This is a genomic window from Fischerella sp. JS2 (genome assembly GCF_032393985.1).
GTDB lineage: Bacteria > Cyanobacteriota > Cyanobacteriia > Cyanobacteriales > Nostocaceae > Fischerella.
The window spans coordinates 575,662-590,721 of the sequence record NZ_CP135918.1 but is presented as its reverse complement, the minus strand read 5'-3'; the positions used below and the strand labels follow the sequence as shown (position 1 = coordinate 590,721).

18 protein-coding genes are annotated in these 15,060 nt (G+C 41.6%); 2 read left to right on the top strand and 16 right to left on the bottom strand.

What is annotated here, in order from left to right; all coding sequences use genetic code 11:
* Positions 1-231 precede the first annotated feature (231 nt).
* The 8 genes from RS893_RS02505 to RS893_RS02470 all read right to left on the bottom strand — a co-directional run bounded on the left by RS893_RS02505 (position 232) and on the right by RS893_RS02470 (position 3,902).
* A complete protein-coding gene (locus tag RS893_RS02505; protein WP_315789684.1) occupies positions 232-639 on the bottom strand; it encodes a hypothetical protein in 408 nt (135 codons plus the stop codon).
* Positions 640-659: 20 nt separating this feature from the next.
* Complete coding sequence (locus RS893_RS02500) at positions 660-1,058, bottom strand: hypothetical protein (RefSeq protein WP_315789683.1); 399 nt, start codon at positions 1,056-1,058, stop codon at positions 660-662.
* Positions 1,059-1,228: 170 nt separating this feature from the next.
* Entirely contained in the window at positions 1,229-1,573 is a 345-nt protein-coding gene (locus tag RS893_RS02495; protein ID WP_016865466.1) for a hypothetical protein, read from the bottom strand.
* Between the two features lie 152 nt (positions 1,574-1,725).
* Complete coding sequence (locus RS893_RS02490) at positions 1,726-2,076, bottom strand: filamentous hemagglutinin (RefSeq protein ID WP_315789682.1); 351 nt, start codon at positions 2,074-2,076, stop codon at positions 1,726-1,728.
* A gap of 113 nt (positions 2,077-2,189) precedes the next feature.
* The gene (locus RS893_RS02485; protein WP_315789681.1) at positions 2,190-2,540 is read right to left on the bottom strand and encodes a filamentous hemagglutinin; all 351 of its coding nucleotides are present in this window, start codon (positions 2,538-2,540) and stop codon (positions 2,190-2,192) included.
* Positions 2,541-2,643: 103 nt separating this feature from the next.
* Entirely contained in the window at positions 2,644-2,994 is a 351-nt protein-coding gene (locus tag RS893_RS02480; RefSeq protein WP_315789680.1) for a filamentous hemagglutinin, read from the bottom strand.
* Between the two features lie 103 nt (positions 2,995-3,097).
* Positions 3,098-3,448, bottom strand: a complete 351-nt coding sequence (locus tag RS893_RS02475; protein WP_315789679.1) for a filamentous hemagglutinin — start codon at positions 3,446-3,448, stop codon at positions 3,098-3,100.
* Between the two features lie 103 nt (positions 3,449-3,551).
* Positions 3,552-3,902: a filamentous hemagglutinin gene (locus RS893_RS02470; RefSeq protein WP_315789678.1), complete on the bottom strand. Its 351-nt coding sequence runs from the start codon at positions 3,900-3,902 to the stop codon at positions 3,552-3,554.
* Between the two features lie 524 nt (positions 3,903-4,426).
* On the opposite strand from RS893_RS02470, the gene RS893_RS02465 reads away from it, so the two are divergent.
* Positions 4,427-4,774, top strand: coding sequence for a helix-turn-helix transcriptional regulator (locus RS893_RS02465; protein WP_315789677.1), 348 nt, complete (start codon positions 4,427-4,429; stop codon positions 4,772-4,774).
* Between the two features lie 167 nt (positions 4,775-4,941).
* Here the strand turns inward: RS893_RS02465 and RS893_RS02460 are convergent, their stop codons facing one another.
* Entirely contained in the window at positions 4,942-5,619 is a 678-nt protein-coding gene (locus tag RS893_RS02460) for a polysaccharide deacetylase family protein (RefSeq protein WP_315789676.1), read from the bottom strand.
* Between the two features lie 266 nt (positions 5,620-5,885).
* On the opposite strand from RS893_RS02460, the gene RS893_RS02455 reads away from it, so the two are divergent.
* Positions 5,886-6,761: an RnfABCDGE type electron transport complex subunit D gene (locus RS893_RS02455; protein WP_315789675.1), complete on the top strand. Its 876-nt coding sequence runs from the start codon at positions 5,886-5,888 to the stop codon at positions 6,759-6,761.
* A 30-nt stretch (positions 6,762-6,791) separates the two neighbouring features.
* Here the strand turns inward: RS893_RS02455 and RS893_RS02450 are convergent, their stop codons facing one another.
* The 7 genes from RS893_RS02450 to RS893_RS02420 form a co-directional block, all read right to left on the bottom strand.
* Positions 6,792-9,155: a hypothetical protein gene (locus tag RS893_RS02450; RefSeq protein WP_315789674.1), complete on the bottom strand. Its 2,364-nt coding sequence runs from the start codon at positions 9,153-9,155 to the stop codon at positions 6,792-6,794.
* Positions 9,156-9,526: 371 nt separating this feature from the next.
* On the bottom strand, positions 9,527-9,868 hold the full coding sequence (locus RS893_RS02445) for a hypothetical protein (protein ID WP_315789673.1): 342 nt from the start codon (positions 9,866-9,868) through the stop codon (positions 9,527-9,529).
* A gap of 219 nt (positions 9,869-10,087) precedes the next feature.
* Complete coding sequence (locus RS893_RS02440) at positions 10,088-11,347, bottom strand: FAD-dependent hydroxylase (RefSeq protein ID WP_315789672.1); 1,260 nt, start codon at positions 11,345-11,347, stop codon at positions 10,088-10,090.
* Between the two features lie 35 nt (positions 11,348-11,382).
* A complete protein-coding gene (locus tag RS893_RS02435; protein WP_315789671.1) occupies positions 11,383-11,607 on the bottom strand; it encodes a hypothetical protein in 225 nt (74 codons plus the stop codon).
* A 243-nt stretch (positions 11,608-11,850) separates the two neighbouring features.
* Positions 11,851-12,606: a YebC/PmpR family DNA-binding transcriptional regulator gene (locus RS893_RS02430; RefSeq protein WP_315789670.1), complete on the bottom strand. Its 756-nt coding sequence runs from the start codon at positions 12,604-12,606 to the stop codon at positions 11,851-11,853.
* Positions 12,607-12,696: 90 nt separating this feature from the next.
* The gene (locus RS893_RS02425) at positions 12,697-14,517 is read right to left on the bottom strand and encodes a CHAT domain-containing protein (protein ID WP_315789669.1); all 1,821 of its coding nucleotides are present in this window, start codon (positions 14,515-14,517) and stop codon (positions 12,697-12,699) included.
* Positions 14,518-14,529: 12 nt separating this feature from the next.
* On the bottom strand, positions 14,530-14,757 hold the full coding sequence (locus RS893_RS02420; protein WP_315789668.1) for a hypothetical protein: 228 nt from the start codon (positions 14,755-14,757) through the stop codon (positions 14,530-14,532).
* Positions 14,758-15,060 lie beyond the last annotated feature (303 nt).

Here is a 15,060-nt window from a genome sequence, read left to right as displayed (position 1 = left end):
GGTAACAGCAGGTATGGAACTCACCCACCTGCTTGAATGCTTATAGAAAAATTGGGTCTGAACGAACCTGCAAAAAAACCGGGTCTTTAACAATAAAGCGATCGCGCTCAATTCAAAACTATCGCAAAAAACCCAGTTTAGACTTTAGTCAAAACATTAATTAATCCGAAGCTCTTGAACTAGAAGACTTCGGAAAATTTAATATTTAAATTTGTATCTTCTTGATCAGCTTTAACGTGGAACACCAACACCATTAAGAAAGTTGGGATCAGCAGCAGGGTTATATACCTTCACTGGAACGTGAACATCCACACCTACATCTCCTTTACCAGGAATGTTGCTGGTAGCACCTCCACCTACAACTGAATTACTATTTACATTTTGTTGAGCAGAGTTAGGACCAGTATTGACTTGGGTAGATGTATTGGTAACACTGTTACCAACACAATCTTCTCCAAACTGCTGATTTGGATTATGTGTTTGCTGAGCTGGTGCTTTAGAACCGCTAACATCTACTTGTACTGCTACATCAGTGATGACACAACCTAATGCCGATGCAGGACGAGTAAAAGAAGGAGCGAAAAGGGGAGAAACAACAGTCAGTGAGAACAAACCCAGAGAAAGAAACTTAAATTTCATGATGATCGTAACCTCTTGAACTATTTACAGGTAGATGTGGTTGTAGAACTGTAAGTACGGTTAGAGCCGTTAATGGAATTTTGCACAGTTTGTTGTGACCAAGTTCTGCCGGTACAGTAGCTGCGTGTGTTTTTAGGAACCTTAACAGTTTGAGGAACAACAACAGTTTGAGGGATTTTTACAGTCGGAACAGTATAGATACCATTTTTTTGGATACGTACTCCAGAATTAGGCAAGCGGAGAGGATATATGCTTGTTGTTGATCTGGGATTGTTTCTAATCGTAATACCGTTGTTTGAATCGACTATTACCCTACTATTGCCGTTTTGAATGTCAATGTCGCCTGCTGTGGCTATTCCGGCAGGTAATACCATCAGCGCAGAGAGTGCAAGTATGGAAATTGAAAGTTTAGCAGGCATGGCGTGAATACCTCACATATCAGAAAAAACCGATTTTTTGTTTTACCAGGAAAGTCGGTTAACCTTGGTCTTAACTGAGTTGGCGTTGCTGGAATGAGGAAATGGTTTTGTCGCTCTTAGAGAAGACAACGCCTCATCACTTAAGCTTGTCTAGACTTGTATAGCTAAATTTAGCGGCAGTAGCCGTTAGCTATCTTCAGTGCATCTTGAACAGAAAGCTGGTTGGCTTGATTTACAACTGTGTTGAACTCACCAACAGCAACCCCAGTTTGTTGGATATTTTGGTTGGAAACCTGTACATTACCACCTGGTTTGCAGTAACCATTACCAACGCTGGTTGAGTTTTGGATGCTCTGCTGATTAGCATTATTAACAACTGTATTACCGCGACCAGTTGCAACACCTACTTGATCGATGTTTTGCTGGTTTCCCTGAAAATCTTGAGCAAAAGCAGTAGAAGGAGCTATAATCAGGGCAGTAATTACAAAACCAAAAGTTTTAACTTTACTAAACATATTTGTTGACCTCTTGTGTTGTTGTATGTTGTTGATTTAGATTTGGCGTTACTGGCCTTAGGGTTAGTAACGCCTCTTGATTTCTGGCAGTTTTGATTTTTTGATTGGGAGATGCACCTATCAAATCATCTCGCTTCCCAACTTAGTTAACTTTAGTTACAGTTGGTTATGCCGTTAGCAATCTCAGTAGCGGTTTGTTGAGCCAGTTGACCACCAACGTTTGCTACAGTATTAACTACACCAACAGCAGCTCCATTTTGGGAAAGGTTCTGATCAGATATTTGACCGTTGAAGGTAGCTTGGCAAGAAATACCATTCTTAATTTTAGTGATGCCTTGGACAGCTGTTTGTGTAGCTTCGTTAACAATGGTATTAGCAGTACCAACAGCAGCTCCATTTTGAGTTGTGCTTTGTTGGCTGCTTTGAACATCAGCTAAAGCAGCACCAGGAGCAATCATCAAACCAGCAGCTAGTAAACCGAAAGCAAAAGACTTCTTCAACATTGTTTTTAACCTGTATCTACTGTGTACTGTGTGTTATTACTGAGAGAAAGGTTGTGATTTTGTTGTTTGGGGATGGGCTGTGTGCAGCATCATCCCTTCAGCTTCAGTAGAACTTAGTAGCAGTTGTGGAAACCGTTAGCAATCTCGGTAGCGTTTTGTAGAGCAGCTTGGCTACCAACGTTAGCAACGGTGTTAGCAGTACCAACAGCAGCACCGTTTTGTTGCAAGTTTTGACCAGAAATTTGAGCATTGTAGCTACCGTGACAGGAAACACCATTCTTAATCTTGGTGATATCTTGGATAGCTGTTTGGTCAGCTTGGTTAACTACTGTGTTACCAAAACCGGCAGCAGCACCATTTTGAGTCGCGTTTTGTTGGTTGCTTTGAACATCTGCTAGAGCCGCACCAGGAGCAACCATCAAACCAGCAGCGAGTAAACCGAAAGCAAAAGACTTCTTCAACATTGTTTTAGACCTGTGTGTATTGTGTGTTGTGTGTACGTATTGTGTGTTGTTTTGATTTGGGGATGGGCTGTGTGTAGCATCATCCCTTCAGCTTCAGTAGAACTTAGTAGCAGTTGTGGAAACCGTTAGCAATCTCGGTAGCGTTTTGTAGAGCAGCTTGGCTACCAACGTTAGCAACGGTGTTAGCAGTACCAACAGCAGCACCGTTTTGTTGCAAGTTTTGACCAGAAATTTGAGCATTGTAGCTACCAGAGCAGGAAGCACCATTCTTAATCTTGGTGATATCTTGGATAGCTGTTTGGTCAGCTTGGTTAACTACTGTGTTACCAAAACCAGCAGCAGCACCATTTTGAGTCGCGTTTTGTTGGTTGCTTTGAACATCTGCTAGAGCCGCACCAGGAGCAACCATCAAACCAGCAGCGAGTAAACCGAACGCGAAAGACTTCTTCAACATTGTTTTAGACCTGTGTGTATTGTGTGTTGTGTGTACGTATTGTGTGTTGTTTTGATTTGGGGATGGGCTGTGTGTAGCATCATCCCTTCAGCTTCAGTAGAACTTAGTAGCAGTTGTGGAAACCGTTAGCAATCTCGGTAGCGTTTTGTAGAGCAGCTTGGCTACCAACGTTAGCAACGGTGTTAGCAGTACCAACAGCAGCACCGTTTTGTTGCAAGTTTTGACCAGAAATTTGAGCATTGTAGCTACCGTGACAGGAAGCACCATTCTTAATCTTGGTGATATCTTGGATAGCTGTTTGGTCAGCTTGGTTAACTACTGTGTTACCAAAACCAGCAGCAGCACCATTTTGAGTCGCGTTTTGTTGGTTGCTTTGAACATCTGCTAGAGCCGCACCAGGAGCAACCATCAAACCAGCAGCGAGTAAACCGAACGCGAAAGACTTCTTCAACATTGTTTTAGACCTGTGTGTATTGTGTGTTGTGTGTACGTATTGTGTGTTGTTTTGATTTGGGGATGGGCTGTGTGTAGCATCATCCCTTCAGCTTCAGTAGAACTTAGTAGCAGTTGTGGAAACCGTTAGCAATCTCGGTAGCGTTTTGTAGAGCAGCTTGGCTACCAACGTTAGCAACGGTGTTAGCAGTACCAACAGCAGCACCGTTTTGTTCTAAGTTTTGACCAGAGAATTGAGCGTTGTAGCTACCGTGACAGGAAACACCATTCTTAATCTTGGTGATATCTTGGATAGCTGTTTGGTCAGCTTGGTTAACTACTGTGTTACCAACTCCAACAGCAGCACCATTTTGAGTCACGTTTTGTTGGTTGCTTTGAACATCTGCTAGAGCCGCACCAGGAGCAACCATCAAACCAGCAGCGAGTAAACCGAACGCGAAAGACTTCTTCAACATTGTTTTAGACCTCATTTAGTTTTGTGTTGTTTGTGTGTTTTTTTTGGCTAGAGGGTTACACCTTTGACTCCTTAAGCATGTTATTGATTTTTGACCTTGAGGAGTTCTTTTCGGTGTCTCTGTTGTGTTTTTGTTTTGTTAATGAGAGCTACAAAGTCCAATTTATTCATTCCGGATTAGTCTGAAAGATTTTTGGAAAAACTTTGTTTGTGCTTTGTCTACCCTCAGATATAAGGAAATAAAAGACTAAGGATTAAAGACTTAAGTGAATTTGAAAAAGAGCTTTTCAAATTCCTAACGACCTCCTAACGACCTAGTTACCGAAGCTTTTGTCCTTGAACCTCTACCTCATCTCTTGTAGAAATTACTTTTGCAAGAGATTTTAAGATGTTAGTACATCTCATACTTAATAGTTTTAACCAAAGTTATTAGGTGTAGTCAAGAGCTGAGTTAAGTTTTTTAGGCGCTATATTTTTTTTGATGCTACGATCTACGACTATAGGTAAATCAAAAGTGCTGTAGCTGTGAAACGGAAAGCAAAACCAAACATCGCTTTTCTGCGTGAAAAAGCAGGGCTAACTCAGCTGGAGTTATCGCGCCTTGTAGGCGTGACAGAAAGCACTATTCAAAATTGGGAAAGCGGTAGGACTGGGACAGAACAAATAGAAAGAATCATTCGGTTTTGCAAAGCACTGAATTGTCAAGTAGAAGACTTAATTGAGTATGTAAATATGCCCCAAGAGCCAGCTACAAAACCTAGTTCTCTTAGCGATATACATAATATGTTGGGGACAGACGAACCTTCATCAACTTCTAGCCCGAATACGCAAGCTGACCCAACACCACAAGAGTCAAGATTCAAGGGTCAATAGTTAATTGTTAGTGGTTAATGGGTACAAACGCGATGTTCCTCGCGTCTGTACATTAGTAGTTAGTTGTTTACTCCTCACACCCCATCTCCCCATTGCCCGTAATCCCCACTCCCTTGGGGGAGTGGGGGCCGGTGAGTTCCCCATCTCCCTACCTCTCCGCCCTCCCCTTATCTCCTTAGACTTTGCTGCCACAGTGTATCTATGGTTACAAAGTAATAGCCGCGTTTAAGTAATTGGGGGATGAGTATGTTAGTGATTTCAGCTACATCTTCTCCACCGCAAGCACCATCATGCAAAACGATAATAGAGCCGTTTTTTACGTGTTGTAGGACTCGCTGCACAACGGTGGTCACTCCCGGTCTTACCCAATCTTCTGGTACAACACTCCACATTACAGAACGATAATTCCACTGTTGTAATAGGTTTAAAGTTTGAGGTGTAAATAAACCGTTAGGAGGTCTGACATCACGTACTTGTTCTGGTTGCAGTTCGCAGGCATCGTAAATAACAGCTTGGGTTCTTTCTAGGCTGTCTCTGAGTTCACCAGGGGAAAGCAGAGGGAAATTATGATGATAGTAACCGTGCAGTCCAATCCAATGTCCACGATCGCATACTTCTTTCGCTAAGCTGGGTGAACGGTTGACACAAGCACCTAACCAAAAGAAATTTGCTGTAATTTGATAACGATCTAAAACTTTTAATAATCTCGGTGTGTGTTGCGGATGGGGGCCATCGTCAAACGATAAAGCGATCACTTTAGAATTGCAGTCGCCTCCCCACAAACATGTGGGAAAAGTTGGTTTGAGAATTGGGTGTAAAACCGGAAATAAAGGATAAAGCTGCATTATTAATAGACATGCTGTTAATTTCTATTTTACAAAAATTAATTTATCAATAGATGATAATGCGCGCATATTTGTCATTGGTCATTGGTCATTGGTCATTTGTTAGTAGTTAGTGGTTAGTAGTTGTTTGTCTACCTTGTCTGGTTTGTCCTCCTGTCCCTGCATCCCACCTGTTTCTGTAACAAATTCTGTAACAACGACACAGTTCTAGCCTTTACCCGTCTAAATTAGAACAAACTTAAGGGTAGTCCCTTAATTAACGGGTAATGAAGTTCAAAGGTATACGCGATATCCGCGATTATCAAATTCTTTTTCTCTGTTTGTTCCTAGTATTAGGAATTGGTACAAGAGACTGGACATTAAGACCAGAGTTGATTGTACTCATAATAGTCACCTGTTTATCAACACAATGGTTGTTATCATTGGTCATTCGTCATTGGTCATTGGTCATTCGTCAGTCAACAGAATTGATTGATCAAGAACAAAGGACAAATGACAAAGGACAAATCACTAATCTTCGCAGTCCCTTAATTACTGCTTTGGGGCTTAGTTTACTATTGCGGGCTGATCACTGGACGACAATGGTGTTGGCAGCAGTAATAGCGATCGCCAGTAAATTTGTCTTCAAAATTGGCGACAAACATTTCTTCAATCCTGCCAATTTTGGGATTATCTCTGCTTTAATACTTACCCCTGATGCTTGGGTTTCTCCGGGACAGTGGGGTGAGGACTGGTGGTATGGGCTGTTATTTGCTGGAACTGGTGGCATGATTCTCAAGCGAGTCGGACGTTGGGATACCACAGCTGCTTTTTTGGGGGCATATGCTGCCTTAGAAGCCATGCGTAATTTTTATTTGGGTTGGACTTGGGATGTTTACTGGCATCGTTTGATGAGTGGATCTTTGCTACTGTTTGCTTTGTTCATGGTGACTGACCCCCGGTCAATTCCCAATGCCCACATCGCCCGTGTAGTTTGGGCAGTGTGCATCGCTATATTGACTTTTATTTTGCGGAATTATTTCTTTGTTTCCACCGCCGTTTTCTGGGCATTATTTGCTTTGGCCCCATTGACTGTGCTGCTGGATGTGATTTGGCAAGCATCTCGGTTTGGGTGGGAGTTTGGAGAGGTGGGGGATGGGTAACTCGAAGACCCCACTCCTCAGCTTTGCCTTCTAAATATCCAACAGTTCATCTAGTTGCAAAGTTGGTAAATCTTCTGGAATTACACTTCTAACAACAGTGGCTTTGCGGCTTTCTTGTTGGTTGGCTGTGTCTACAGCGATCGCTTCTATGCGGACTTCTAAACAACCTAGAGGAATATGGATTTGAGTAGTCACCTCTAATCCTGAGGCTGTAGGTAGTAGATTGGTAAGTAAACATGGGCCGTCTAGTATCCGGCGCGTTTGGCAATCTTCAACCCATAGTTTGATCGCAATTTTAGGACGTACACAATCTAACTCCACACGTACTCTCACAAATTTTCCACAGATGAGTTCGCCTTCTGGTACATATAGTTGCGGAGTCGGTAAGGGTTCAGGAATTGCGGGTGCGATCGCCATAGAAATTTCTTCTTGCTGTAAGGAACTACCGACTTCTTCTTGCCCATCAGTGTCATCTACGACAATTTCTTTGGCTAACCAAGCTGGTTTTTTAAATTGTCGAATTGGTAATAGGGGAGGTGGGGGAGGAAGGGGGAGTGAGAATTCTTCTGTGGTTTCTTGTTCTTCAGCAGCTTCTAATTCTCTGTTTAATTCTAGAGTTTCAGTATCAACGAGGGACACAGACTGTTGTTGTGATATCTCTTCGTGAGTGGGTAAAGAGGTTTCGTAGTCCTCATACTCAACATCAATGGGTTCAGGCAAAGAGTAGCCATGACTATGCATCCACTTCCTAATCAAAGGTGACATGTTGGAAGTTTCTACTGTTAACAATTCCGAACTGCGTTGAACAACAACTACTACAGAGTCATTAAAAGAACCATCTGGATGTTGTTTATCATCATTTGTTATTAGTTGAGGCTGATCGCCTTCTGCAATCAAAGACGGTTCTAATTTTTCTGGTAGACTGCTTGTGATATTTTTGCGATCGCCTGGTAAACTTTTGATTGGTTTCAGGAATGGAAAAATACTGTCATTCCTGCCTCTTTGCTTGACAATGGCAAAAGAAATTTCTTTGGGCGATGGCTGCAACTGTGTGGGAGTTGCACAAGCAAGGACAATAGCAGTAGTATCCATAGTTGCCGTTTGCTCAAGATGAGCAACAGGATCTGCTTTTTCCAAAGACTCTATTTGTGTTGGGAGTTCACAAACAGCAACAGGAGTTTGCTTTTGGGGAAGCTTGGGCAGTTGTGGTGAACGCAGATGAGATGATTTCTGAGAGTGTGTAACTAATGGTGGCAGAATATTTGCAGCAGTCTGAGTAAATGAAGACTGAGCTATTTTTTTAGATTTAACAATATTAAAAAGTTCTAAATCCAGCTTTACAGATGGTTCTGGTGTGATATTGGTTGGTGGTATTGGTGCTGGTTCTGGTTCTCTGGCTGCTTGAGGAGTACTAGTTGCCAGTAATTGAGTAATGTCGGCTGTGATTGTGAAAGATTGGCTAGCTAACAGTGTAGTTTCACTAGCAGGGGCGAGTGTACCATGCAAACTAATCTCACCCAAAATTAGTTTCGATTCACATTGGGCAGGAATTTCGATTGAAGATTTGATCGCAAATGGCAGTAACTTTTCTGGTAAGGGTTGGCATGTTTGGGCTAATATTTCTAAGCTTTGAGGCGATCGCAATTCAAGGCGTAGTTCTCCAGTAACTAATTTGTGGAGAGTGGATGTTTCTGGAGACTGCACACATCCATCAATACTGATAATTTGTCCCCAACGGGCGATATAGATTTGTTGTTCTAAACTCAGCAGCAGTGGCAATTCTGGGATATCTAGAGGAGAATCTTCTACAACTTCATCTTCTGTAAAAGGTTCACAAGCAGGTAAAGTTAACTCTACTATATGTTGTAATATTTGCTCTGCTGTCTCGCCTTGTAACCAAACTGGGCTGACAGGCTGATTAATAATTGCATCTTCATCGTCAATCGTAGTTATTTCGGCGATTGTGGAGATTTCTTCGTATTCACTCTCCTCATCCCCAAATCTCCGCATCACCCCAGGCAAAACTTGCAATTGCAAACTACGCTGCCAGGGTTTACCGAAAAGATCCGACATTAAATCGCCAGAACATTTTAACTCCCAAAGTCCAGGTTTGAGGTAGGTGAAAGGAATTACCGCCATTAAGCCTTCAGCATTAGTACGGCGCGATCGCTTATAAACACGTCGCTTTGGTGGCACTTCCAGAGTTGAGTAGTGAGTTACCCGCACTTCCACATCAATATTAGCAAGGTTGGAGCGAGCGACAACTCTATACCTACCTTCCGATATTTCTACGTTTGGCGATTCTAGGGTGTGCCACGAGCGATCGCCCTGTTTCTGTATCAGAAATTGCCAGTGTTCCATTGTCAGAGATGCCGAGAACGCAGAGCTACGCATGTAATCATAGCTTTAGTTTGTTTGCCAGTTTACACGATTCTAAGGAGATATTCACATGTTCTGGTTGTGGGTAAAGAAAGTATTTTAGCTCCAAATTAATAAATAGCCACATTTTCTAACTAGACCTTTGCAGGCAGTTGCCCACAGTGGGGACAAGAAAAATCAATCACCTATACACACAGATACACATAGATAAGTTATGGGTGTGCTGCTTGTGTTATTTTCCTCTTGCCACTATTTTCAACACATAAATATTCAATTTTTTATTCAAATTGGATAGATAAAATATATATGGCATTCCTAAATCATTCGTAAACAACAAGCTACCCGGCTTCTTCAAGAAGTCGGGTAGCTGGCTCTCTCAATGTTCACTATTCAAAATTAGACATATAATCTTCATAACTTATGTGAGAATATCCTATATTATTAAAATCTTCAGACTCGATGAATTCTTGTATATATAAAAACGATTCTAATTCTTCCTCTGTTTCAAATCCTAGCTCTTTATAATCTTCTACATCTAATGCTTTAGGAATTAAAAAAGGTTTTTTCTGCTGTTGTTTAAACATTTGAAAAAGCGCAAAGCACATATCATAGCTACCGCTAGTGGTTACTGTGAAGCGGGAGTTATGTTGATTAGGTTCAATTTTAAATACAGGTTCTTCTTTTGGCAAATCTATATCATGTTCACAAGAGAAAAAACTTCTTGCCAACTTAATATGTAATCTTTTTCAACTATAAATTTAGCAATACAATATCCCTTTTTAGGGATAATCTCAAATAGAACACCAATGATAATTACAAAGGCTCAGGTTATAAAAATAAGCTCATATTTAACCTATCCTTGTAATTTAATTTTGAGCATCAGTATTTCTATCGATAAATTCAGAATTTGTAGCAAACACAAAGTGTACTTGCTACAAAGCAAAATTTCAACGTTGCGCTAATTCGGGAGTACGCCCTTTCAAACCAATCATCAATTTGAGAGTGTATATTTTCAGGATTGGTACTCGCTGCATTACCCATAAACCTAAGCGACGAACTAGCATCACGGGTAAGAATGTATTAGAAAACATCCTATCTAACAAATCAGTAAAACCCAAGATAGTCAGGTTTTCCCGTTTCCGCCAACGTTCGTAGCGTTTAAGTATTTTGATATCGCCAATATCTTCACCAGCTTGATATGCTTGTTGGATCACCTGTGCTAGGGCTGCTGCATCCCGGATACCCAAATTTAAACCTTGTCCGCCGACAGGGTGACAATTGTGTGCTGCATCACCTACCAAAGCAAGTCGGTGTTTGACATAGCGATCGCTTTGCATAAGTTGTACCTGAAAAATAAAGCGATCACCTAGCAATTCTAACTTACCCATCTGATTGCCAAAACGACGAGTTAACTCTTTTAAAAATTGCTCATCATCCAAAGCACATAAAGCTTTTGCTTCTTCATGGGGGGCAGTCCAGACAATTCTGCAACGATTTCCCGGCAAAGGTAAAATTGCAAACGGGCCGCTAGACCAAAATTTTTCGTAGGCAGTGTGATTATGTGGTTGCTCTGGTTTGACAAATGCGACAATACAAGATTGCCAGTACTTCCATCCATGAGTTTTAATGCCAGCAGCTTGGCGAATAGGCGATCGCGAACCATCAGCAGCTACTAATAATTTGCTACGGACTGTCCGCATTTCCCCTGCTACTTTTATATCGATTGTGACTATATCTTGGTGAGAACAAGTACTTACCACTTCTGCTGGACATATATAAGTCACATTCTGACAATCTTTGACGAATTCCCGCAGAGGATACAACAGTGCTTGGTGTTCCGCTACATAACCCAAATCCTGCTTGTTAATATCTGCTGTTGTAAATTCCACCACATCTGGGTGATCAGCATCAGAAAGACGGACGCGACGGTAAACTTCAATTTGAGGTAAGATTTTGTCCCAAACTCCAATACCTTGGTAAATTAGCGCCGACAGCATATGTACGGCGTAAGCTTGTCCCTTAGCTACTGCTGCGGATTCTGCTTTTGCTTCAATCAGCAGTACACTCAATTCTGAGTCTTTGAAAGCAGAGGCTAGGGTGAGGCCGATAATTCCGCCGCCGACAATAATTAAATCATAGTCGTATCCCCGTTTGTCTGTGGCTACCTGGTTGGGGGAAAAAGTTTGTGGAAGCTGTGCTTGCGCCATTGTTAAGACAGATTACAGCATTTTAATTCTTATTTTTACGCGATCGCGCCTTGGAGGGCAAGCGGGAGTGTGGGAGGTGGGAGGTGGGGTGTGAGGGGTGTGAGGAGATGGGGAGATGGGGAGATGGGGAGATGGGGAGATGGGGAGATGGGGAGATGGGGTGTGAGGGGTGTGAGGAGATGGGGTGTGAGGAGGAAACAACTAACTACTAATGTACAGACGCGAGGAACATCGCGTTTGTACCCACTAACCACTAACAAAATAAAGAAAAACCCTACTGGTGCATGAGAAACGCAGTAGGGTAAAAACCGTGTTTATGTGTGTTGAAAAGTAAGATAAAGTTACTTGTTATTGATTGTTAATGGTTAGCTATTGGTTGGTTGGCACTACCCAGTTACTAGCATTTGGTCATCAACAATATCAATTTCTCAAACGCATATGACATTGTTGTGTAATTGAGATGAATTTTGTGTTTCAGTTTAGGCAGCAAAAAAAGTTTTTTACTAAACCATAACAATCATTAAGTTTTCTGGCATTTCAAAATTAGCGGTGATGTTTTGGACATCATCCAAGCCTTCTAAAGTATCTATTAATTTCAGTAGCGATCGCGCCTGTTCTATATTATCAATTTCCACGTTATTACTGGGAATCCAACGCAATTCAGCGTCTGTTACCTGAAAATTCTTTTCTTGAAGAGTTTGGTTGAGGTTTTCTAAATTTGTTACCTCGGTAAAAACCTCAGCAGTTTTCTCATCAGTCATTTCGTAAGATTCTGCACCACCTTCTAGGGATGCTTCTAAAAGTTTTTCTTCGTCTTCTACTCTCTCAACAATACAAACGCCTTTTTGGTCAAACATCCAGCTGACACATCCTGTTTCACCGAGATTACCACCATTTTTGCTGAAGGCGGCACGCAAGTCAGCTGCGGTACGATTGCGATTGTCTGTCAAGGCTTCAATTAAAATAGCAACACCTCCAGGCCCATAACCTTCGTAACGAATAGCTTCTAAAGAAGAACCATCACCTGTAAAAGTTCCTGCACCTTTAGCGATCGCCCTTTCAATATTTTCGTTGGGAATACCTGCTGCTTTAGCTTTGTCGATTGCTGTTCGCAGTTGAAAGTTACCTGCTGGATCTGGGATACCACTTCTCGCAGCAATGATAATTGCCCGAGAAAGTTGAGTGAATGTCTTACCCTTTTTAGCGTCTACTACAGCTTTTTGGCGTTTAATATTTGCCCATTTACTATGTCCTGCCATACGTTAAAACAGTTATCAGTTATCAGTTTTAATTATCTCTTGGGTTTGAGTTCATGGATATCAAAAGGCAGAAGCCCATTTGTGTTTACGTTACCTCAATCCTTGGCAAGTAAAAGCTGCCCAAAAGTGAGGATATGCAAAGGGAAATTTTTCAGTATTATTTTTCAGTTTAGTAATCTCAAGCATTACTCCAGCGTACTTTCTATATTCGCGATCGCATTCCAGATATTCAGGTGAATCTACAGGGTATTGTTTTCGCTGATTTCTGGCTTCCTTGCGCTTATATTCTGCTTGTTTGGATAATTTTATCAATTCATCTATCAAATACTCTTTTTTGCTTTCACGCAGTTTAATTTGCGCTTGCCTTAATGCTTCTGGGTGGCTTTTCCCTTCTTTTCGCTGCTGGTAGTAAAATATGGAAAACAGTGCTGTTGCTAAATCATTTACTGACCAAAGAGTACTGACAACGCTTCTTGCCCCTGTACATAAAAAGCCTGTAGAAAGGGTGAGAATATCATCAGTAAGGGAAGGATTACCCAGGTTGGTTTCACAGCAGGAAAGAAACACATCAAAGAGGTTTGGTAGACGCCAGCTTGGTGACATCAATTGCCCCAAAGTAATACTGCCATCACCTAATTTTAATTGAGATTCCAGAGGATGATCGAGACGAGATTGGGCATGATGACAAGAGTGGAGTACCTGGACTTGTTGTGCTAATTGACGATAGTTGTGAAGGGTAGCCTGAGTTTTCCCTTTTAAGCGGCGTTGATCAGGAATAAGGTGTAAACTAGCAATTTGTTCACCTTCAAAACTGGCAAAGGGAAGGTCATTAGTTGCATCCTCTACAGTTCCGTATTGCAGAGAATTTGTATGTAAAGTCTCTAGTTTACCTCGTTGTTGACAAAATTCCAAAATTTGGCAGCTAGGAATGTGGCGAAGCAAGAATTTGTCACTTAAATATTTATTTTCTTCTATAGGTAAAGCTGCAAAAGGAATCTGATGCAACAACAGGTGAGGTACTAAGATAAGTTCTGCTATTCCTTGTAAATGTTGAGATATGAAATTTGATAGTTGCAGACGCTTAGCCAGTTCGCTCAAGATGCTTGTAATTTGACTTTCCCATGTTTGGCGATCGCTTACATAAGACATCAACCATTTTTCACGAATCCAAGCTTGTAAATTCTCCTGTCCTTCTCCTCCACAGGTATGGAGGCTTATTTGGTTCTGACGTAGGACAAATATATGGGTATCTTCCTCAGTGCTGTAAAAACTGAGAATAGCAGTGGTAGGCTGGTCGATTAACTGTTGCATAGCAGTCAACTTTGGCGGACTGACTTGGATTTCTCCTGCTACTACGGGGTCTAATTGCCGTAATTTCTCCCAGACTTGCTGTTTTTCTGCTTCTAGGGCAGCGATAATTTCGTTATCTGCTTCCAAGGCAGCGCGGTTGCGATTACCGACTCCTAACAATTCTCGGTCACTACCAAAATTCTTCTGAGAACGGAAATTATCGATTTGCTTTTGTAGGCTTTCGTACTGTTGCAAAAACTCCTGGACTGCTTGGGGAATTTCGCTGCTTTGGTATAGATCCTTACTTGCCATTAAGTCTACTAGGCGTTTGGAACGGGAACGTTCGACGTATTCCAGGGCTTTATCTATTTGTCCTGCATTGATACAGGCTTGCACCATTTTGTGGTATATATCAATGGATTCTTCTAAAATTTCTTGGCGACGGGTTTCGGAAGTTGCCCAAGTGCGACTGGTTTCTACTGCTGCAATGGCTTGAGCATAGCCAAAGATTGCTTGATCCCATATTTTTTCTATAAAGGCAATATTACCAAGTAATAGTCCAGCTTCATAGCATTGATCTGGAAACGCATTAGGCGTATATATTTGCAACTGTTCTGTCAAACAGTGGATGGCTTAAGCAATATTCTCTGGGCTATTTCCTTGAATTCTTATTAGGTAAGCCGCAGCGAGATTATGTTGAATATCTGCCCATCGTTCAGGAAAATGATCGTGTGTGCATATTTGTAATGCTTGTTGGTAGTGGTAGATTGCTTGTTCAATATTTTCGCTTTTCTCTGGTAGGACGAAATCATCAAGTGTTTCTACCGAATATCCCAAATTACGAGAGCGCGATGATACCAAGCTACCGCCACTTATATCGAGTTCGGTTAATCACTTAATAATAAAACTTCACCCCAACCCCTCTCCTTAGTAAGGAGAGGGGTGCCGAAGGTGGGGTGAGGTTAAACGGGAATTATAAGTAATCATGCGAACTTGATATTACAAAAGAACCTTGGGTTCTAATGCTTCTATAGTAAGCAATCCCCAGTTCCATGTGAGTCCATATCCACATTTGTGGGTTTTCTTCAGGAGTATACTCTTGTAATGCCTGCTGTAAACAGCAAATAGCCTGTTTCGTATTCTCAGCTATATCACCTTCAAGCC

What these genes read in the sequence shown, in the direction of transcription:
- RS893_RS02470 (WP_315789678.1), bottom strand. Translation starts at nt 3,902, where the DNA reads ATGTTGAAGAAGTCTTTCGCGTTCGGTTTACTCGCTGCTGGTTTGATG.
- RS893_RS02500 (WP_315789683.1), bottom strand. Translation starts at nt 1,058, where the DNA reads ATGCCTGCTAAACTTTCAATTTCCATACTTGCACTCTCTGCGCTGATG.
- RS893_RS02490 (WP_315789682.1), bottom strand. Translation starts at nt 2,076, where the DNA reads ATGTTGAAGAAGTCTTTTGCTTTCGGTTTACTAGCTGCTGGTTTGATG.
- RS893_RS02485 (WP_315789681.1), bottom strand. Translation starts at nt 2,540, where the DNA reads ATGTTGAAGAAGTCTTTTGCTTTCGGTTTACTCGCTGCTGGTTTGATG.
- RS893_RS02450 (WP_315789674.1), bottom strand. Translation starts at nt 9,155, where the DNA reads ATGCGTAGCTCTGCGTTCTCGGCATCTCTGACAATGGAACACTGGCAA.
- RS893_RS02430 (WP_315789670.1), bottom strand. Translation starts at nt 12,606, where the DNA reads ATGGCAGGACATAGTAAATGGGCAAATATTAAACGCCAAAAAGCTGTA.
- RS893_RS02480 (WP_315789680.1), bottom strand. Translation starts at nt 2,994, where the DNA reads ATGTTGAAGAAGTCTTTCGCGTTCGGTTTACTCGCTGCTGGTTTGATG.
- RS893_RS02475 (WP_315789679.1), bottom strand. Translation starts at nt 3,448, where the DNA reads ATGTTGAAGAAGTCTTTCGCGTTCGGTTTACTCGCTGCTGGTTTGATG.
- RS893_RS02440 (WP_315789672.1), bottom strand. Translation starts at nt 11,347, where the DNA reads ATGGCGCAAGCACAGCTTCCACAAACTTTTTCCCCCAACCAGGTAGCC.
- RS893_RS02455 (WP_315789675.1), top strand. Translation starts at nt 5,886, where the DNA reads ATGAAGTTCAAAGGTATACGCGATATCCGCGATTATCAAATTCTTTTT.
- RS893_RS02495 (WP_016865466.1), bottom strand. Translation starts at nt 1,573, where the DNA reads ATGTTTAGTAAAGTTAAAACTTTTGGTTTTGTAATTACTGCCCTGATT.
- RS893_RS02505 (WP_315789684.1), bottom strand. Translation starts at nt 639, where the DNA reads ATGAAATTTAAGTTTCTTTCTCTGGGTTTGTTCTCACTGACTGTTGTT.
- RS893_RS02460 (WP_315789676.1), bottom strand. Translation starts at nt 5,619, where the DNA reads ATGCAGCTTTATCCTTTATTTCCGGTTTTACACCCAATTCTCAAACCA.